The sequence below is a fragment of the Acinetobacter sp. NIPH 284 genome, from assembly GCF_000369425.1.
Taxonomy (GTDB): domain Bacteria; phylum Pseudomonadota; class Gammaproteobacteria; order Pseudomonadales; family Moraxellaceae; genus Acinetobacter.
In genome coordinates this window covers 517465-538101 of record NZ_KB850011.1, presented here as the reverse complement: position 1 = coordinate 538101, position 20637 = coordinate 517465, and the positions used below count along the sequence as shown (strand labels likewise).

Here is a 20637-nt window from a genome sequence, read left to right as displayed (position 1 = left end):
ATTTTGTTTATGCTTCAGCCATTAACACCAGAATTACAACAGGCTTTTGCTGATACATTGGCACAACTTTTAAGCAATACAACCCAGCCATCGACTCAGATGCAAGATCAGGAGTGGTGGCAGAAATGTGTGCAAAATAAGCGTCTTTATAATGCCTACCATGATTTGGCAGAACAGCTTTATGATGTGCTGGGGTTCCAACTGGAACAATTGCCAGACTTTCAGGGATGTTTGTTACAACAGATATTGCAACAGGGGCGCTTGGCGATTTATGCTCCTGTGCAAAATAGCCTATGTGAAAAGCATGGGGTGTCAAAAAATGCTGTAGAATATCTGGGCTTTTATCCACAGCCTGAGACCGTTCAAGCAGAATCTGTGCACCTTGAATCAGAACAGAAACAACCTTTGACACCACCAAATAATGACAATCAATCCATATTATCCGAAATCACAGATTTGTCTGACTCTAATTCGGTTGTGCCTACACATTTACCGTTGGTTGTAACGACTCCAATCATTGAAAAACAATCCAGCCCTATTCCAGACAATACCTCAACACCCCTGCAAACTGGGGTAAAAACGGTGAAAAAGATGCCTCACTTTCAGATTCCCAACGCTAGAGTGGGACAGGACTATCAAGCCAGCATTCAAATGCAATATCCCGTGAAACAGGATGTGCAGATTCATCATGAAAGTGTCAGGATTCCTGAAAATCTGGGTATTTGTTTTGATGCAGTGACACAGCAACTTTCAGGCATACCCACACAGGCAGGTGAATTTAAACTCATTTTTCAATATAAAACGGCAAATGAGCAGGCAGGATGGTTGTCAGGGGAAGTCACGTTTATTGTCACGGCTGACCCGCGTAGTTTATGGCAGGTGAATGAGCCTGATCCAAATGCGATGTATTGGAAAGCAAATAATCGTTGTCAATTGATTAAGGCGGCAGATTTTAATATTGCTGCGTGTAGTCAGCGAGGACGTTCACATGAACATGCAGGAACATTCCGTGATGATGATTTTTTTGTTGCTCAGGTCGCGGATAGTAATTGGTCGGTATTGGTTGTGGCAGATGGTGCAGGAAGTGCCGAATTTTCCCGTGAGGGGTCGAGGGTTGCGGTGAATACTGTTGGTGAGTATTTAAAAGCTTTCATGCAAAAACAATCAGGTGAATCTGACCGATTGCTGGCACAGTGGCAAATCGGAGCCAATGATGATCCTGAAACCAAAAATGCAGCGCATCAGTTAGGCAATCAATTTAGTGATGCGTTTTATTCAGCCGCAACACAAGCCATTGACCAAATTGAACATGAAGCCACTCGACAAGGCGTTGCCTCTAAATTGTTTGCTACAACATTATTGTTTGCAGTGGTACGGCAACAAGACAATAAAACCTTTATAAGTAGTTTTTGGGTCGGTGATGGAGCGATTGCAGTTTATGGTAAGGACCGCGTGCGGTTAATGGGTAAACCTGATGGGGGGGAATTTGCAGGACAAACCCGCTTTTTAGATTATGGTTGTTTGCTGCGAGATTTTAAACAGCGAGTCCATATTGGCTATTTTGATGACGCTCAGGCAGTAATTCTCATGACTGATGGGATTTCTGATCCGCGTTTTGAAACGGATGCAGGGCTGGAAAATCAACAAAAATGGCAGGCACTTTGGCAAGAAATTGAACCACACTTACAACAGGAAAAACCTGAACAGGCTTTACTGGAATGGTCAAAATTCTTTAGTGCAGGACATCATGATGATCGAACATTGGCGATTTTATGGCAAATGCTACAAGATGATCAAATAAGTAATATGACTGTACCAGATGACTCAGTAGGGGTGGTAGATGAGTAAAGTCATTCAATGTCAAACGCTCGATGGCCGTCCAATCGCTTTTGTAGATGAAGTGATTGGTTCGGGTGCGATGAAAGATGTCTATTTTTCGCCTGATAAATCTTACGTTATATGTTTTTTTAGCAAGGAAAAAAACCATTTTTATCAGTCTCAGGCTGAACTGGAACAGCAGAAAGATCGGTTAAAAGAAATTGTGGGCAATAAATGGCAAGGTATTTTTAACGGTGCGGGTGGTGATTACTGGAAAAATGTGTTTTGCTGGCCTGATGGCTTGGTGGAATACAATGGTTTGCTTGGGATTACAGCACCTACCTATCAAAAACCATTTTTCTTTGAGTTTGGTTCTAAAAATAATGATTTTTTGGGGATTAAAGGGAAAGAAAAAGAGGGAAAATGGTTTGCCAGTGCCAATAACCAGAACCGTTTTCTGGATGAACGTGAAAAAGGCACATGGCTAAACTATCTCAAGATTTGTATTTTAATTGCGCGTGCAGTGCGCCGTATGCATGCGGCTGGTTTGGCCCACTCCGATTTGTCCTATAAAAATATTTTGATTGACCCTGTCATGGGGCGTGCTTGCGTTATTGATGTTGATGGTTTGGTTGTGCCAGGCAAATATCCGCCTGATGTGGTGGGAACACCAGATTTTATTGCGCCTGAAGTGGTGATGACCAACCATCTTAAAAAAGATGATCCCCAACGGCATTTGCCCAATATCATGACGGATCGTCATGCTTTGGCTGTGCTGATTTATATGTATTTGCTCTATCGCCATCCATTACGTGGTGGTAAAGTACATGATCTCAATGACCCACAAAAAGATGAAAATCTGGCAATGGGTGAAAAAGCATTATTTATTGAACACCCAACGGATGCAGGTAATCGGGTTAAAGTGGCGCAGGTTCGTCCGAGTGCATTACCGTGGGCAGATCCCGAAAAAATTCCATTTACGGTGACAGGGCCGTATTTAAAGGAACTCTTTCTACAGAGTTTTGTTACAGGTTTACATCAACCGCAGCAGCGTCCATCTGCCAATGACTGGGAAACGGCGTTGGTGAAAACGGTTGATTTAATGCAGCCGTGCCTAAATTCAGATTGTGGTCAAAAATGGTATGTATTTGACAACAGCACCAAACCTGTATGCCCATTTTGTGGCACGGCATTTCACGGCAAATTGCCTGTATTAAACCTATATTCGGCACGCAGAGAGGGTAACTTTAGGCCTGATAATCATCGTTTGATGGTCTGGACAGGGCAATCAATTTATCAATGGCATGCCAATAACTTAATTGCGCCAAATGAACGTTTAAGTGCAGAACAAACCAAAAGGGTGGGTTATTTTATTTTCCATCAACAGCAATGGTGGCTGGTTAATGAAAATTTACCTGAACTGATGGACGTGGCAAGCAAAGAGGTAATTCCGATAGGTGGAAAAATTGAATTGACCGATGGCAAGCAGATTTTATTGTCACGCCAAGATGGCGGACGCTTAGTGGTTGTACAAATGGTGGAATGTGAATGAATGCAACTTTACAAGTGATGGGAACAAATACAGAAATGAATATCGTTGAAAACTCTATTGGAATCTGGTTTACCCAGGCCCATTCCTGTCAGCGAGATTTAATTTTGGCAGCAAAACATACACCTTTTAATCTGCCTATTCATGTGGTGGCCTCCCATCCCGATTGGCGGCCTGAAATCACGTCTGTTGCAGATATTGCGTTACAGGAACCTGCTTTAGCTGAGCGAGTGGAATGGGTGCTACAACAGGCACAGCGCCTAAAGGTAAAGCTAATTATTGCAGGGCGTTTTGGACGAATTTATCTGGAACAGAAACACCGTTTTGAGGCTTTGGGCATTCGGATTATGGCTGGCTGCGATCACATGGAGCAGATTGCCCAATTACATGATAAATCAGTATTTACCCGAACCTGTTTAGACCATCAGATTGCGGTTGTCCCTGCCACCACTGTATATCATGCTGAAGAGTTGCAAGCCGCCTATGAAAGCTGGTCGAAGAAAGGTGAAGTCTGTGTAAAGCCCGTGACAGGTGTATTTGCATCAGGTTTTTGGCATCTGGATACAAAGGCGACATCATTTGATATGTTTGCCAATAGTCAGAATTTTAGGGCACATCCACAAACATTTATTGAAAGTTATCGACAATCGCCGAATCCGCCTGCCTATTTGGTGATGCCATTTTTATCGGGTCAGGAATGTTCAGTGGATATGTTTTGTGTGCATGGGCAAGTCCGATGTGCGGTTGTCCGTTGTAAACAGCGCGGTGGTTACCAGCAACTGAAACTCGAAGGTGAGGCCATTGAACTGGCCAGACAGGTTGCTGAATTGTTTGGTTGTGATGGTTTGGTGAATATGCAGGCCCGTTATAATGATCATGGACAATTATTTATTTTGGAAGTTAATCCTCGCCCTTCGGGTGGAATAGGGCACACATTTTATAGTGGTGTCAATCTGGTCCACGCTGCTATTGCAGAAACATTCGGATTGGATTATCAGCCTGAAAAAATTGAAAATACTGTTATGGTTCGACATATTAGCCAAAGTGTTTGTGTGGTATAAAAAACGGTATAAATATAATTTTTAAGTTAGATTTAAGATATATATGATTGAGATTGAATTACAGAGGGGAGTATTAAGCTTACAACCCAATGACAATAGCCACTGGAAATGGCAGGATTTATTGGGTTTTGCCGAACGCATTAATCCAAAGCGTGCATTTTTATTTGTATCGAAAGTATTAGGGCGGCATATTCCCGTCAGTCCCCACATTATGCGCCATGCCTTTACTGATTTGGCTGAGCTGGTTCCTGATGATTTACCTGAACCTGTGTTGGTTATTGGCATGGCGGAAACGGCGGTTGGGCTGGGCGCAGGCGTTCATCAGGTGTTGCAGCAACGTTATCCTGAAGCGATTTATGTGACAACAACACGCCATCCAGTACATGGTGCGCCATTACTGGCACGTTTTTTAGAAGAACATAGCCATGCACAGGATCAATTGTTATATGGTTCACCCGATGCAGAGCTTCAACAACAGATTCTAAACAGCAAAAGCATTGTACTGGTAGACGATGAAGCATCAACTGGCAAGACCTTTGTCAATTTAATCCATGCTTTACAACAGGCAGGGCTGAATCGAATTTCTCATGTGGTGACTGCCACGCTGGCAGATTGGTCATCAGGCATTCATATTGCCGATCTAAACTGTCAGTCTGTAGCATTAATGACAGGCAAATGGCAATGGCGTGATGCTGAGAATCCAATCCAGATCAATATGCCAAAGGTGGATACAGTCGCCTTTGGCGCGTTTGATACTTTAGCACAGCCGACCTGGGGGCGTTTACCCATTCAGGACAGTGGTGCGCATATTCGGTTGGCGGTACAACCTGATGAACGTATTCTGGTGTTGGGCAGTGGCGAGTATGTCTGGTCTTCTTTCCTGTTGGCAGAGTATTTGCAGCAGCAAGGCGCAGATGTGAGGTTCAGTGCAATTACCCGTTCACCGATTGCTGTTGGACATGCCATTCAGTCTGCCTTGGCATTTGCGGATAACTATGGGCTAGGTATTCAAAATTTTGTCTACAACATCAATCCACAGGATTATGACCGAGTCTTGATTACTGTCGAAACCGCAACACATTCAGTCGCGAAAAGCCTGCTTGAAGCGTTGCCAAATGCTGAAGTGATCAGTGCTGTGGACTATCCTCATCAAAATTTTAACTTGTGTGTTGTAAATGACTGATTTTTTATTTGACTCCAGTGAAATTCGTACACCCTTAATGTTGGTGGATCTGGATGACACGTTGTTCCAGACCCATCGCCGCATTACACCTGAAGCTGACTTTAAAATGGTCACCACTGATAAGCAGGGACAAGCTCTGGCCTATATGAACCCGATACAACAGCATTTTGTACAGTGGTTATTGCATAGTACCCATGTGATTCCAGTGACTGCACGCTGTGCCGAGGCTTTATCCCGAGTTCATTTACCCTTTCAGTATGGGGCGGTCTGTTCTCATGGTGGAACGGTGCTGAATGCGGACCTTAGTGTCAATGCTGAATGGCATGGACAGATGCAACAGGCATTACAACCCTATCAGACACGTCAGGAAGCCCTGATTGAAGCTGTGCAGCAGCATTCCAGACATTTTGGTTCAATTCGGACATGGGTGGTTGAAGAACAGGGATTGGGTTTGTATGTTGTGGCAAAGCAAAATACAGAAAATGACAATCCTTATGCGCCGAATTTTTTGCCCCAGTTGCTCAATAGTCTTGATGTGAATTTATTGTCAGGTTTTTACTTCCATTTAAATGGTAATAATCTGGCACTGATTCCACAGCCTGTGAGTAAGGCCAATGCGGCCAGATTTCTTTTGCAGCAACTTAGCGCACAACAACGCCCAATTTTAGGCTATGGCGACAGTTTGTCGGATGTTGAGTTTTTGAATTTATGTCACTGGTGGGGAATGCCAAACCATAGCCAGTTGAATCGTTGGGTAAAACACAATCTGACGCAGCAGTACAAACAAGAAGGATATTATGGCGATTACCAGTAAACAAAAAATTAGTAGAGAAAAAGCATCAGAACTTATTTTAACACAGGGATTTAGTGGAAGTTATCAAGCTGGGCAAGTGACGTTCCTGTTAAATCGCATCCAGATTCAACCAACAGACACATTGGAAAAGGAACGCCTCATTCAATCAGGTGAAAAACATTATTCACAAATGATCAGTCAGGAGCAGGCACCCACGGAGCGTCATTTGCAGCTATTTGAACAAGCAATGCAGCACGGGCAGCAACGTTTGGCAAAAGAGGTGCAACAACTGGCACAAACACTCTCAACAGAGTTTGCTGAACCGATTGTATTGGTCAGTTTTGTACGTGCTGGTGTGCCATTAGGGGTGTTGCTTTATCATGCATTGCAAGATTTGGGGCATGATTGTGTACATTATGGCATCAGCATTATCAGGGATCGTGGTATTGATTTTGCTGCTCTGGAAACAATTATTGCCAAACATGGCCATCAATCTTTAGTGTTTGTAGATGGCTGGACTGGTAAAGGCGCGATTCAAAAGGAATTGCAACGGAGTCTAGCCAATGACCCCCGTTTTGCTGATCGACCTTTGCCCTTGGTAGTGTTGTCAGATATTGGTGGTTGTGCTTGGTTGGCAGCCAGTGGTGAGGATTGGTTGATTCCATCAGGTGTTTTAGGCTCAACCATTTCAGGATTAATTTCTCGTAGTATTTGCGAAAATGAGCCTTTGCAATTCAACGAGATTGAGGAAAGCAATCTCGGTCAGTGGCATGGCTGTGTTGAATATAATCATTTAAAAGCTTTTGATATGTCACAGTCATTTATTAAACAAATCAATCAGATACGCCGAGAACTTCCGTCAGAAAAAAATGCCGTTTGGACAAGCGCTCAACAGCAATTACAAAGACAGCGAAGTCAGGCTGTGGTTAAACAATTAGCAGAACATTATCAAATTACCAATATCAATCGGATCAAGCCAAGCATTGCCGAAGCAACACGGGCAATTTTAAGGCGTGTGCCTGATCTGGTTCTGCTCAGGGATGCGAATGATGCCGACACGGCATTGTTACGTCATTTAACCGAAATAACCCAGACACCAGTCCAGATAGTGGGTGACCAGATCGCACCTTATCGCGCAATTACCCTCATTCAGAAATTGGGAGCAGGTTGATGTTATCGGCATTATCTTTAGGTGCAACACTCTATATGCCAGCGACCAGACCTGATTTATGGCAAGTGGTGAATGGGGAAAAGTACCCTGAGTTACGTTCTCTGGTCATCTGTCTGGAAGATGCAGTTTCCGAGCATGAGCTGGAAGCGGCAAAAGTCAATTTAAAGCATTTGTTGCAACAGGTTCAGGATCAACCACGTCAAGCACAACATCCTAAAATCTTCATACGCCCTCGCCATATTGCAATGGCGGAAGAGTTGGCGCAGTGGCAGGAACTGATTGCGGTTGATGGCATGGTGCTGCCTAAATTCTGCTTAAATCAATTACGACAATGGCAGCAGATATTACCTGACTTTATTCAGGTGATGCCAACACTTGAAGATGCAGAAGCCTTTGATATGGGCGCTATGCGTGAATTACGTCAGGCATTGCAACAGGACTTTCGTCAGGTTCTGGTGCTGCGAATAGGCGGCAATGATTTACTCAACTGTCTGGCTGTGCGCCGTCCAAGTGATTTGACCCTGTATCAAACGCCTATTGGGGCATTAATTGCAAATCTGGCGGGGCAGTTTTTACCTTATGGCTTTGCACTGAGTGCGCCTGTCTGTGAGCATTTTACTCAGGTGAAGTTATTGCAGGACGAGTTATATCTGGATTTACAACATGGTTTATCTGGAAAAACCATTATTCACCCTGCACAGATTGCGATTGTGCATCAGGCCTATCAAGTCAATGATATTGAATTGAAACAAGCTCAGGATATTTTAAGAGATTCTGGTCAGGCTGTATTCGCCTGTCATGGAAGTATGTTGGAACCTGCCACACATCGCCGTTGGGCAGAACGTATATTAGAGCGATCACAAATATTTGGCATGAAGCAATAACACTAAAAAAAGAGGATAATGAATAATGCAACAATTGACTGCGGGTGCAAATTTGGTACTGGCACAACCTCAGTGTCAGATTAAAATCAAAACTGCATTACCTGCACATATTGATTTAGATGTAAGTGCATATTTACTCAATGCCCAAAACAAAGTTCGTGGTGATGCGGACATGATTTTTTATGGACAGAAACACACTCTAAACCGTAGTGTTGAGTTAATTGAGGCAAATGGTAAAACGCCTTATTTGGCGCAATTCAATTTAAATACCCAATTGCTGGATCTGGAACGGAATAAGATCGCTTTGTGTGCCACCATTGATGGACAGAGTGCAATCAATGCGATTCAGAATATTGAGGTTGAGTTATGGCAAAATGGACAGTTAAGTGCTACGGCTATAGTCAATAGTGCTGAAAAGACTGAAAAAGCCCTCATTTTGGCAGAAGTATATCGTTATAAGGATCAATGGAAATTCCGCTTTGTCAATCAAGGCTTTAATGGTGGACTAAAACCATTGTCTGAATATTTTGGTATAGAAATTAGTGATGAGCAACCTATTCCAAATATAGAGATTGCACCTATTCAACCTAAGCCGTTAAATTTATCCAAAATTAGTTTGGACAAGGCTGGGCAGACACATCGTATTGATTTAACGAAAAAAGAAGCACAATTATTAACGGTTGAAGCCACATGGGTGGATAATGGTGATGACTGTGACAATAATGACGACTTGGATTTAAGGGTTGGTTTACTGATTTATGGTGAAAAAGAAATGCAATATATTTTTGCACCGCATCAGCAAGGATCATTAGATCATTTTCCATATATTCGACATTTGGGCGATGTCACATCGGCAACGATAAATCAGCCTGCTACTGAGCGAGTTGAAGTTAATATTGATATTGCCAAGAAAATAGGGCGTAAAGTGGGATTGGTATTTTCAGTATATTCTGCAATCTCAAATGGTGTGGTTTCTATTGCCTCATTACAACCTAGAATGAAGATGCAATATGGGGAACAAGTGGTGGAATGTATCTTCAATCCATCCGTTTCACCAGCCGCTAAAAGTCGATTTATTTACACCTATGTGATTGGTCTTGCAATCATTGATGAAACTGGTGTGACGTTACAATATTCTGGTATGACCTCAAGCCGTTTTAGTGAAAGCACACCACGTTTAATATGGAAAGATCATCAACTTAGTGTTAAGGTCGATGGTGAGCCATTTTTCAAATAATTTTTGTTTAACTTGAATAATTAATATTTACTTTGAGTTGAAACACTAATGTCAATCTAACAAAAAGGAGTCATCCAAACATGGCAATTAGCTTAAATAAAGGGGGAAATCTTTCCCTAAGTAAAACAGATCCAACTTTAGTTCGTATTTTAATTGGTTTGGGGTGGGACGAACGTGCAACTGATGGCGCATCTTTTGACTTGGATGCCAGTGCGTTTTTATTAACCGCCTCAGGCAAGGTGCGTGGCGACCATGATTTTATTTTCTACAACCAGTTAAAATCACAGGATGGCTCGGTTGAGCATACGGGTGACAACCGTTCAGGTCAGGGCGATGGTGATGATGAGTCTTTAGTGGTGGATTTATCTAAGGTTTCACCTGAAATTGAAAAGGTTGCCGTTACGGTCACCATTCATGATGCCCAAAGTCGTGGACAGAATTTTGGACAAATTGCCAACGCTTTTATCCGTGTCGTCAATCAGGATTCAGGTATAGAAATTGTGCGTTTTGATTTAGCAGAGGATTATTCAACCGAAACCGCCATGGTATTTGGTGAGGTCTATCGTCATAATGGCGAATGGAAATTTAGAGCAGTCGGTCAGGGCTATGCGGGCGGACTTGCTGCAATGTGTCAACAATATGGTATTCAAGTTGGCTAAAACCGATCTCTCAAAACAGACAAGATGTATGTTTTGAGATTTTTTTGAAAGGGTAACAATGAAACATTTTCGTTTCTCAATTATTTTTACCGTGATCTGTCTGGCATTATCTGCATGGTGGGGCTTCAGTCATGGACCAGAGGCAGGCGTGCAGGCAATGCTTCGTGTATTGCTGATCACTGCAATTCTGGCGGTGATGGAAGTGTCGCTATCTTTTGATAATGCCGTGGTCAACGCATCAATATTGCGTCACTGGGACGAATTCTGGAAAAAAATCTTTTTAACTGTCGGGATTCTAATTGCCGTTTTTGGTATGCGCCTGATTTTCCCAATTGTCATTGTAGCTGTAACTGCAGATATGGGAATGGTTGAAGTTGTCAGGATGGCACTCAACGATCCAGTTCAGTATTCTGAAAAGTTATTGGCACATCACGCGGAAATTGCTGCCTTTGGGGGCATGTTCCTACTTTTGGTTTTCCTTAACTTCCTGTTTGATGATGGTAAGGACACGCATTGGTTTCATTGGCTGGAATCACGTTTAGCAAATTTAGCGAATGTTCCTGCCATGTCAGTTTTCGTTGCAATGATCGCCCTTCTCATTATGGTGGGTTTTGTTGCGCCAGAGACGAAATTGGTGGTGGCGATTGCAGGCATCTGGGGTATTGTGGTTTATGTGGGTGTTCAGGCACTGGGTCATTTACTTGAAAGCAGCCAGTCAGAAGATGAAGAAAGCGAAGCTTCAGAAAGCGTTACCAAAGGTGCATCAAGCACAATTGTGAAAGCAGGTATTGGGGGTTTCCTTTATCTGGAAGTGCTGGATGCATCATTCAGTTTTGATGGTGTGATTGGTGCTTTTGCAATTACAACTGATGTTGTTGTGATTATGCTTGGTCTTGCGATTGGTGCAATGTTTGTACGTTCCATGACCATTTATCTGGTGGAAAAAGGCACATTGGAAGCATTTATTTATCTGGAGCATGGTGCAATGTATGCAATTGGAATGCTGGCAGCAATTATGCTATACACAGGTACAGGTGGGCATGTGCCAGAAGTGGTAACAGGCCTGATTGGGGTGGCGTTCATTATATGGGCGATTTTCTCATCAATCGCCTATGAAAAACGACAATCACAATCTTGATAAAATCCAGGGATATAACAAAACTGTTATATCCATAAAATATAATTTAGCAATGAGATAAGGAGAATAACTCATGGCAATTAGCTTAACCAAAGGTGGCAATGTTAGCTTGACCAAAGAAGCGCCGGGAATCACTAAAACAACAGTCGGTTTAGGCTGGAACCCTCGTGTGACAGATGGTCAGGCTTTTGACCTTGATGCGATTGCATTCCTTGTTGGAGAAAACGGTAAAGTACGTGCAGACAATGACTTTATTTTCTTCAATAATTTGACTTCATCTGATGGTTCAGTCAAACACAATGGTGACAACCGCACAGGTGAAGGTGCTGGCGATGATGAAACTTTAAGCGTTGATTTAAGCAAAGTTCCTGCTGATGTGAGCAAAGTGATTTTTGCAGTGACGATTTATGATGGTCAGACACGCAACCAAAACTTTGGTCAGGTTGGTAATGCTTATATCCGTGTGATCAATGACGCAGGCGGTAGCGAAATTGCACGTTATGACTTATCGGAAGACAGCAGCACAGAAACGGCAATGATCTTTGGTGAGCTGTATAAAAATGGCAGCGAATGGAAATTCCGTGCTATTGGTCAAGGCTTTGCAGGCGGTTTAGGGCCTTTGGCAGCCTCTTATGGTGTAGCGGTTTAAGTAAGCAAACAAGCTTGGGAAAAATAGTGTTTAGGCACTATTTTTCTTCACTTGAAGAAATAATGATAAAATAGGCTATTAAAAGAAATGTTGAATTTAATTCGTGGACAAAAAATAAAATTAAATGATGTTTTACAGGGGCAAAACGCTTTTTATATCCAGATTCAATATCAAGCCAATTTTACCCTCGACTTGGCGAGCTTTGGACTGGATGCACAATATAAATTAAGTGATGAACGTTATATGACGTTTTATAATCAGCCTAAAACACCATGCCAAGCCGTTCAGTTACTCGATAATCAGCCACAACAGAGTCGTTTCTTGGTCAATCTTGATCAGTTACCAAACACAATCCAATATCTCGTTTTAACTGCTGCGATTGATGGTCAGGCAGTGATGTCACAGTTGCAACATGCCACGATTCAAATTTTAAATTTACAATTACAGCCGATTGCTGAATTGAAATTAGAGGGGCAGCTCTTTGCTCAGGAACGAGCCACGATGTTGGTTGAAATTTATCGTAAAGATAATATTTGGCGTTTGGCTGCCATTGGGCAAGGATTCAATGCAGGTTTGGCGGCATTGATTCAACATTTTGGTGGTGAAGTTGCAGAGGAATCAGCTCCAGCGCCAATATCACAAACACAAGCTTCCCTAAATGTGACACCTGTAGCATCAAGACTTGATTTAAAGAAAAAACTTTCGCTGGAAAAAGCCGAAAAAACAGGTAATGCCTCAATTGTTGACCTGACCAAAAAATCCTTGGTTCAATTAGAAAAGAAAAATTTATTGGGTGTGACAGCACGAGTGGCGTTGGTACTCGATGCATCAGGTTCGATGGATGGACAATATCGCCGTGGTGATGTACAAAAAGTGGTGAATCGTTTAATGCCACTGGCAATTCATTTTGATGATGATGGCAGTTTTGAATGTTGGGCATTTGCACAAAAAACCACACAACTGGATGATGTCACCCTAAATAATGTTAATGACTTTATCAACACCACCCAGCGTGGCTGGAAAAACTGGCAGGTCGGTGCCCGTTATAATGAGGAAATTCCTGCCATTGAGGCCGTCATTGACTATTATCAAAGATTTAAGGATAAAACTCCGACTTATGTATTATTTATTTCTGATGGTGGCGTGGGAAATCGCAGACAAATGCAAAAAGTACTGACCAAAGCCGCAGAATTGCCTATATTTTGGCAGTTTGTGGGAGTGGATGGGCGTGACTACGGAGCTTTGGAAAAACTGGATGAAATGTCTGGACGTATTGTGGACAACTGCAATTTCTTTAGTCTGGATCGAATTGAAAGTGTTTCTGACGAGCGTTTATATGAATTGTTATTGGAAGAATTTCCCGATTGGCTCAAAGTAGCTCAGCAAAAAAATATTGTTCAGAACTGAAGGAATAGAGAAATGGCACAATTTAGTCTGGTTGGTTCACCTGAACCATTTTTACATGTATCTATGCGCCGTGGCGATAAAATTTACTGTGAAAGTAATGCGATGGTCATGATGGAAGCTCCTTTAGAGCTGAAAGGACGTTTACAAGGTGGCTTAATGCAGTCATTGTTGCGCCGTTTTGCCAATGAAGAATCTTTATTTCAACAACATATCGAAGCTGTACGTGGTGATGGGGATTGTTTACTTTCTGCTGCACTGGATGGAGATATGCAGATTTTAGATGTAGGTGCAACCCAGTACATTTTAAGTGATGGGGCATTTGTCGCAGCACATGATTCCGTGGAAATCAAGGCACGTTTAAACAGCAGTATTGGCGGCGCCTTTTTCGGAAACACGGGTGGATTTCTTGTCATGGAAACCAGCGGACACGGGCAGGTGGTGGTTGCGGGTTGCGGTACATTGTTTGAACTGGAAGTGGAACCAAATAAAGAGGTTGTGATTGATAATGGACATGTGGTGTGTTGGGACTCACGCTTAAATTATAACTTATCTGTTTCAACCTCACAAAGTAGTGGTCTGTTGGGAAACCTGATGAATAGCGTCATGAGTGGCGAGGGAATGGTGTTACGTTTTTCAGGTAAGGGAAAAGTCATTATCTGTTCACGTAATCGTCAGAACTTTCTGGCATGGTTACAAAGCAAGCTAGGCCCATCACGTTCAGGTCAGTAATTTTTTATAATGAATGATAAATCATTGAAAACGTTTATTTCACAAAGAGGAGAAAACAATGGCGATTAATCTGGAAAAAGGTCAGAAAATTAATCTTGAAAAAGCGGATGGAAGCAGCTTACAACAAATTTTTCTGGGTGTAGGCTGGGATGTTGCCAAAAGCAAGGGTTTATTTGGCTTTGGTGGTGGCAGTGGAGATATTGATTTAGATGCGTCCGTCATTCTGTTTGATGAAAATAAACAGGTTGTAGATGTGGTTTATTTTGGGCAGTTACGCAGTAAGGATGGCAGTATCGTACACTCAGGTGATAACCTGACTGGTGCAGGCGATGGTGATGATGAACTGATTCGTGTGAATTTGAATCAAGTGCCAAGCCATGTCAAGTCATTGGCCTTTACTGTCAGTAGCTTCCGTGGACAGACTTTTGAAAAAGTTGAAAATGCGTTCTGCCGTCTGGTTGATCAAAACAGTAATCAGGTGATCGCGAGTTATAAACTGTCTTCGCAAGGTGCACATACTGGCCTGATTATTGCCAAAATTTACCGCCATAATGGCGCCTGGAAAATGCATGCGATTGGTGAAAATGTGCATGGTCGTACTTTCCAGGATATTGTTCCGCATGTGTTACCGTATGTTTAATAATTAAGCAGCCCACTTTTCCGAGTCATAATCTGGAAAAGTGGGTTTGATTTAATCCATGAGCATATAGGCGTGTAACACTTCACGCATATATTGTGGAATTGCTCTACTTTTTCTGGTTTGTCGATCTACAAACACATGCACAAAATGCCCTTGAGCTGCTGCTTGTGTTTGATCTTGCTTAAAAATTGCCAGCTCATAACGCAGTGAGGAGTTACCAATCTTTCCAATGGCGACACCCACCTCAACCATTTCAGGAAAGGAGAGTTCCTGTAAGAAACTACAGGCTGAATCTACCACCAAACCAATGATCTCACTGTTGTGAATGTTAAATCCCGTTTTTTGGATCAGTAATGAATTGGCTGCGGTATCAAAGTAACTGTAGTAGGTTACATTGTTGATATGCCCGTAAATATCATTGTCTGCCCATCGGGTCTGAATTGGTAAAAAGAACTTAAACTGTTCGCGTGTTTTTAAAGTGGGTTTACTCATGCATAAATCGCCTGATAAATCTGTAAAGCATCTTGTTCGGTCATTTCTCTTGGATTGTTCTGCAACAGTCGGGTTTGCAGCATGGCATCCTTTGCCAATTGCGGCAATTTTGCCTCGGCAATATCCAGTTCCTTGAGTTCCAGGGTAAGACCACTTTGATCCAGATGGTTTTGCATGTGGTCAATAAATAAATCACATAGTCCATCGATACAGCCTGTACTACGAGGGTCCAGCCATTGCATCAGTTCAGCATAATATTGTTTGGCTTTTGGTGCATTGAATTTTAGAACTTCAACCAAAACCAGTGCATTGCTATGTCCATGTGATAGATGGAAATGTCCACCCAGTGGATAGGCTAGTGCATGAACCGCACCGACAGGTGCATTGGCAAAAGCCTGACCTGCCAGCATTGAACCTACCAGCATATTTTGGCGAGCTTCTAAATCAGCCCCATTTTTCAATACTTTAGTTAAATTATGATTTAATAATTTCAGTGCATTTTGGGCTAACATATCTGCATAGAAGTTTTTTTTAACATTTGAAGTATAGGCTTCAATTGCATGTACCATCGCGTCAATACCTGTTGCAGCCGTGATATGCGCAGGTAAGCCTTGTGTAAAAGTTGCATCTAAAATGGCCACATCGGCATATAAAATTGGTGCTACCACACCCATTTTAGTGGTTGCACCTGTTGTAACAATTGAGATTGGTGTGACTTCTGAACCTGTTCCCGCTGTTGTTGGAATAAGAATGAGTGGCAAACGAGGGGATGTGGCTTGGTTTACACCATAGATTTCACTCAGTTTTTGCTGTTGTTTAGGGTGTGCGAGCAAGGCAATGATTTTAGCCACGTCCATGGAACTACCACCACCAAAACCGATGATCACATCAATTTGCTCTTGTGTCGCAAAATCAACAGCTTCTAAAACAATATGTTCAGGTGGGTCGGCCTGAATATCAGAATAAATGATAGTCTCAAGACCTATCTGATCCAGAATGTCTAGAATGGGTAAATGAAGCTGCTGCTTAATCATGCCAGCATCAGTGACCAGAAGCGCTTTTCGATAATCATGTTGTGACAAGATGGTTCTAAGTTCCTGTATTGAACCTAAACCTGCAATAATGTTGGGAACGGTCTGGAACTGAAACTGGTTCATACGTACATCCTTATTTCTATCTTTTGACAAATCATCGTCCATACCTGACCTATGTCGCAATCATAGACAAAATGCCAACAAATTCTAATAAATACAACATTTTTATATAAGGCAACTATAGGTTTCACTGCCCAAATAAATTACCATAAGATGTTCTAAAAAGTGTAGTTTTGAGGTGATTATGCCATCCCCAATACCGTACAAGGTATTATGTGTCTGTTTAGGAAATATATGCCGTTCACCCACAGCGGAAGCAATTCTCAGACATTATTGTGATGCGCATGGTTTAAATGTATCTGTCGATTCGGCGGGTACGAGCAATTACCACCCAAACAAGGCACCTGATGCGCGAAGCCAGAAACATGCGCTACAGCGTGGCTATGATTTATCGGGCTTACGTGCCAGACAAATTCGTCTTGAGGATTTTATTGAGTTTGATCTGATTCTGGCGATGGACCATGAGAATTTTGAAGATATTCAGTCCCTCATGTCGAAAGCGGTACGCCAGTTTGGTGCGGAACAGATTCGCGCCAAAATCGCATTGATGAGTGAGCATGATCCTCATTTTAACCAGCAGGCAGTGCCTGATCCTTACTATGGTGGATCGGATGGATTTGATCGAGTACTTGATCAATGTGAATCTAGCAGCCAAGCATGGGTTAACGTTTTTAAAAAGCAAATGAAAGTAGGGTAATAGGATTTAATTTAATATGCAGGTACAAGCACAAGTTCAGCTTAAAAACTTAAATACATTAAATTTGAGTGCTATTGCTTCGCATTATGTTCAAATCAATCATCCTGATGATGTGATCGAGGCATTAAACTTTGCTGAGCAACACAATTTGAATGCTTTGATTTTATCTGGTGGAAGTAATGTGTTATTACCCCAACAGATTCAAGCTTTGGTGTTGCATTTAAATATACAAGGGATAAATGTTCTCGCTGAAGATGAAAATACCATCACAGTTAAAGTGGGTGCTGGGCAAGTATGGCATGACTTTGTGTTGTACAGCACTCAACAACAATGGTTTGGTTTGCAAAACCTCGCACTCATTCCCGGCTTAGTGGGTGCATCACCTGTGCAGAATATTGGTGCCTATGGTGTTGAAGTTGGTGAGTTTATCGATTCTGTTCAAGTCTATGATCGTCAACTAAAAGTATTTGATTCTATTTCAGGTTCGGACTGTCACTTTGCTTATCGCCATAGTATTTTCAAAGACTATCCAAACCGCTACATCATCGTCAGTGTTACTTTCAAACTATTAAAAAAAGCTGATTTGAAGTTGAGTTATGGTGATCTTAAACAAGCTGTTGGAGAGGAATTCACAGCTGAAAATTTACAAAATCAGGTGATTCATATTCGTCAAAGTAAATTGCCTGATCCAAAAGAATTTCCAAATGTTGGAAGCTTTTTTAAGAATCCAATCTTGACTGAAGCTGAATTTGGCAAAATTGCTCAACATTTTCCAAATATTCCCCATTATCCTCAAACACATAGCAATGTTAAAGTTGCAGCGGGTTGGTTGATTGATCAAGCAGGTTGGAAAGGTAAACAACTTGGTTCTGTTGGAATGTTTGATAAACAGGCATTGGTGTTAGTGAATTATGCAGATGCGACATTAGCTGATGTTAAAAATACCTATCAAACTGTACAAAGTGATGTAAAACAGAAATTTAATATTCAATTAGAACCTGAACCAGTGCTGTATAGTGAGCAAGGCTTAATCGAAGCGCATCATGTATAAGGAATTTTATGGGTAAAGTACATTGGATGATTGGCTTAGTACGAATCATAACTATATTTTTCGTGCTATTAGGCTGCTATGTACTTTTTTTATATTCGCCATTTTATTCGCAATTGGTTGTAAAGGGGCTAAACCGATTTGTACCTGTTGATGTGAATGAAGTTGCTGCACAAAGTCAGAAACCAGCTGCATTAAGCGAGCATGAAACTTTGGAGCCGGGGTCTAATTTGTGGATTGCGCGCCAAGCTTATCTCAAGTTAATGGAAAAAACATTTCGGTCTGAAAAACCTGAAGATTTAAGATTAATTCAAGCACGTTATAAATTATTACAACAACTGATTACCGAAGAGCAAGAACGTGAAAATGTAGAAGAAAACCAGCAGACCAATATTCCATTAATGGCGGAGAAATCAGAACAGGAACAAGAGAGTTCTGCTGTAGCAGCAAGTACGCCAATGGATTTTTTACAGTGGAATACGCCTGATAATCAGGCTTTAATGGGAAAATATATTGCTTTTTTAGAAACATATCCTGTTGAGTTACCTGTTTATTCAGATGAAAAAGACGAGACAAATAAAGATTTAGTTGATCTGAAGAAGAACAAGGATGGAATGAACGAGTCGCAAGGATTGTCTCAGCCATATGCAATTGTTGTTTTAGGCGGTGGCTTGACACTTGGTGCAAATGGTAAAGATATTGTTGTAAATAACTATACACGTCTTCGATTGGAAAAAACTTTGCAAGTCGAAAAGCAATATCCTCTTCCTATTGTTTTAAGTGGTGTTGAAGCACCTTATATGCAAGCTTGGCTGAAAGAACGCGGCATAGAAGCGAAACTTCTAGAAAATAGAAGTATGAATACCTGTGAAAACTCCAGATTTAGTTCATTATTACTGCAAAAGAAAGGTGGCGCACCGACAGTCATTCTCATCACAGATGAATATCATATGCCACGAACAAGACGTTTATTTGCACTCAATGGAATTGAAACTGTTCCTGTGATCGCACCGATGCCAACAACATTGACAGACTGGCGACCAAGTGAACAAAACTATGATCACAGTCGTCGTGCTAACTATGAATTGCTAGCAACGATTCGTGATACGCTTTTTGGTTCAATTGATTGTCGAGAGATACCATAATATGTCCAATATTCCATTTTTAAATCCGACAATACTTAAACAATTGGATTTACCTATCCCTAATAGAGAAACAACGCCTCAGCTTTTAGAGCCGCTTGATTTATCAAAAATAATAGAACCTTCAAAAGCACTACAAGCCTATAGAAAGCTTTATGGTTTAGATTTACTTGAATGCGAACACTGGCAAGGCTATGTTGAAATGCCATTATTTCGTTTACATGTACAAGTATTTCAACCTCAACGCGAAAAGATTTTAGGTACGGTATGCTTATTACATGGATACTTAGAACATAGTGGTATTTATCAACCCATTATAAAAGAAATTCTTGATCAAGGATTCAGTGTTATTACATACGATTTGCCCGGTCATGGATTAAGTAATGGTTCACCAGCAAGTATTCAGAATTTTGACCATTACCAGCAAGTATTGCATGCAGTTTATGATGTTGTTCGTAGTGCTAAACAACTACCAAAACCATGGTTAGGAATAGGGCAAAGTACTGGTGGTGCGATTTGGATGCATCATTTACTTGAATTTGCAGAGCGTAGAGAGGATCCGATCGTTAATCGAGTGTTGCTCTTATCGCCATTGATTCGACCCGCAAAAACAGCTTGGTGGCATAATTCTGTTGGCTTAGGAATTATTCGTCGTATAAAGAGCCAAGTACCACGACATTTCCGTCGTAATAATCATAATCCTGAGTTTTTAAGATTTATTCGCCTAACTGATCCGTTACAGCCTCGAATGATGGGTATGGATTGGATTTTAGCAATGTCCAAATGGATGTTAGAAATGGAACATCGACCTGCATGTCGTATTCCCGTATGGCTTGCTCAAGGTGCACTCGATCAAACGGTAGATTGGCGTTATAACATTGAATATATTCGCCGAAAATTTAGATTACAGACCTTGTTGATGTTGGAAGAGGGTTCACATCAATTGATTAATGAGCGTGCAGATATTCGAGCTGCTTTGACTGGATTGATTCCTGCATTTTTACATGCAAAACCAAATCACCACTATTACTAGTGGTGATTTTTTATAATCTACTGGCAATGAGCTTGTGCAGGGCTAGCCATAGGCAGGAGATTCCTATTATTCAGCAATAGAGAAACCTTGCCAAGAACCGTGATTTACCACAAGTAATGAATTGTTAGACTTGAGAATTATTCTCTTAAATCA

At 41.6% G+C, this 20637-nt stretch carries 20 protein-coding genes; 18 read left to right on the top strand and 2 right to left on the bottom strand.

The window, feature by feature from the left end; genetic code table 11:
* Positions 1–9: 9 nt before the first annotated feature.
* The 14 genes from F908_RS08555 (at position 10) to F908_RS08490 (ending at position 14918) form a co-directional block, all read left to right on the top strand.
* Entirely contained in the window at positions 10–1848 is a 1839-nt protein-coding gene (locus F908_RS08555) for a PP2C family serine/threonine-protein phosphatase (RefSeq protein ID WP_005160468.1), read from the top strand.
* Positions 1841–3370, top strand: a complete 1530-nt coding sequence (locus F908_RS08550) for a helix-hairpin-helix domain-containing protein (RefSeq protein ID WP_005160466.1) — start codon at positions 1841–1843, stop codon at positions 3368–3370. Before F908_RS08555 ends, F908_RS08550 begins: the two co-directional genes overlap by 8 nt.
* Positions 3367–4428, top strand: a complete 1062-nt coding sequence (locus F908_RS08545; protein ID WP_005160465.1) for an ATP-grasp domain-containing protein — start codon at positions 3367–3369, stop codon at positions 4426–4428. Before F908_RS08550 ends, F908_RS08545 begins: the two co-directional genes overlap by 4 nt.
* Before the next feature lie 43 nt (positions 4429–4471).
* Entirely contained in the window at positions 4472–5611 is a 1140-nt protein-coding gene (locus F908_RS08540) for a phosphoribosyltransferase domain-containing protein (RefSeq protein ID WP_004682417.1), read from the top strand.
* A complete protein-coding gene (locus F908_RS08535; protein ID WP_004682412.1) occupies positions 5604–6425 on the top strand; it encodes an HAD family hydrolase in 822 nt (273 codons plus the stop codon). The genes F908_RS08540 and F908_RS08535 overlap by 8 nt, the downstream gene beginning before the upstream one ends.
* Positions 6409–7575: a cysteine protease StiP gene (gene stiP / locus F908_RS08530; protein WP_004682411.1), complete on the top strand. Its 1167-nt coding sequence runs from the start codon at positions 6409–6411 to the stop codon at positions 7573–7575. The genes F908_RS08535 and stiP overlap by 17 nt, the downstream gene beginning before the upstream one ends.
* Positions 7575–8459: an HpcH/HpaI aldolase/citrate lyase family protein gene (locus F908_RS08525; RefSeq protein ID WP_004682410.1), complete on the top strand. Its 885-nt coding sequence runs from the start codon at positions 7575–7577 to the stop codon at positions 8457–8459. The genes stiP and F908_RS08525 overlap by 1 nt, the downstream gene beginning before the upstream one ends.
* Before the next feature lie 25 nt (positions 8460–8484).
* Positions 8485–9696, top strand: a complete 1212-nt coding sequence (locus F908_RS16460) for a TerD family protein (RefSeq protein ID WP_005160462.1) — start codon at positions 8485–8487, stop codon at positions 9694–9696.
* Between the two features lie 80 nt (positions 9697–9776).
* Positions 9777–10355 carry a TerD family protein gene (locus F908_RS08515; protein WP_005160461.1) on the top strand — a complete coding sequence of 193 codons (579 nt, stop codon included), beginning with the start codon at positions 9777–9779 and terminating at the stop codon, positions 10353–10355.
* 58 nt (positions 10356–10413) lie between these two features.
* Positions 10414–11493: a DUF475 domain-containing protein gene (locus F908_RS08510; RefSeq protein ID WP_005160459.1), complete on the top strand. Its 1080-nt coding sequence runs from the start codon at positions 10414–10416 to the stop codon at positions 11491–11493.
* 73 nt (positions 11494–11566) lie between these two features.
* On the top strand, positions 11567–12142 hold the full coding sequence (locus tag F908_RS08505; protein WP_004682404.1) for a TerD family protein: 576 nt from the start codon (positions 11567–11569) through the stop codon (positions 12140–12142).
* Positions 12143–12229: 87 nt separating this feature from the next.
* On the top strand, positions 12230–13549 hold the full coding sequence (locus F908_RS08500; protein WP_005160455.1) for a VWA domain-containing protein: 1320 nt from the start codon (positions 12230–12232) through the stop codon (positions 13547–13549).
* 12 nt (positions 13550–13561) lie between these two features.
* Entirely contained in the window at positions 13562–14278 is a 717-nt protein-coding gene (locus F908_RS08495; RefSeq protein ID WP_004682400.1) for a TIGR00266 family protein, read from the top strand.
* Positions 14279–14336: 58 nt separating this feature from the next.
* Positions 14337–14918, top strand: a complete 582-nt coding sequence (locus F908_RS08490) for a TerD family protein (protein WP_005160453.1) — start codon at positions 14337–14339, stop codon at positions 14916–14918.
* A gap of 51 nt (positions 14919–14969) precedes the next feature.
* Here the strand turns inward: F908_RS08490 and F908_RS08485 are convergent, their stop codons facing one another.
* Both F908_RS08485 and F908_RS08480 read right to left on the bottom strand, forming a co-directional pair.
* On the bottom strand, positions 14970–15410 hold the full coding sequence (locus F908_RS08485) for an acyl-CoA thioesterase (protein ID WP_004682398.1): 441 nt from the start codon (positions 15408–15410) through the stop codon (positions 14970–14972).
* Positions 15407–16567 (bottom strand): iron-containing alcohol dehydrogenase, encoded by a 1161-nt coding sequence (locus F908_RS08480; RefSeq protein ID WP_034602699.1) that lies wholly within the window; start codon positions 16565–16567, stop codon positions 15407–15409. Before F908_RS08480 ends, F908_RS08485 begins: the two co-directional genes overlap by 4 nt.
* Positions 16568–16748: 181 nt before the next feature.
* Between F908_RS08480 and F908_RS08475 the strand changes: the two genes are divergently transcribed.
* From F908_RS08475 to F908_RS08460, 4 genes are read left to right on the top strand one after another with little or no spacing between them, the layout of a single operon-like run.
* Complete coding sequence (locus tag F908_RS08475) at positions 16749–17261, top strand: low molecular weight protein-tyrosine-phosphatase (protein WP_005160449.1); 513 nt, start codon at positions 16749–16751, stop codon at positions 17259–17261.
* A gap of 16 nt (positions 17262–17277) precedes the next feature.
* Positions 17278–18312 carry a UDP-N-acetylmuramate dehydrogenase gene (murB, locus tag F908_RS08470; RefSeq protein ID WP_005160447.1) on the top strand — a complete coding sequence of 345 codons (1035 nt, stop codon included), beginning with the start codon at positions 17278–17280 and terminating at the stop codon, positions 18310–18312.
* A gap of 8 nt (positions 18313–18320) precedes the next feature.
* The gene (locus F908_RS08465) at positions 18321–19454 is read left to right on the top strand and encodes a YdcF family protein (protein WP_005160445.1); all 1134 of its coding nucleotides are present in this window, start codon (positions 18321–18323) and stop codon (positions 19452–19454) included.
* A 1-nt stretch (position 19455) separates the two neighbouring features.
* Positions 19456–20484 carry an alpha/beta hydrolase gene (locus tag F908_RS08460; RefSeq protein WP_005160442.1) on the top strand — a complete coding sequence of 343 codons (1029 nt, stop codon included), beginning with the start codon at positions 19456–19458 and terminating at the stop codon, positions 20482–20484.
* Positions 20485–20637 lie beyond the last annotated feature (153 nt).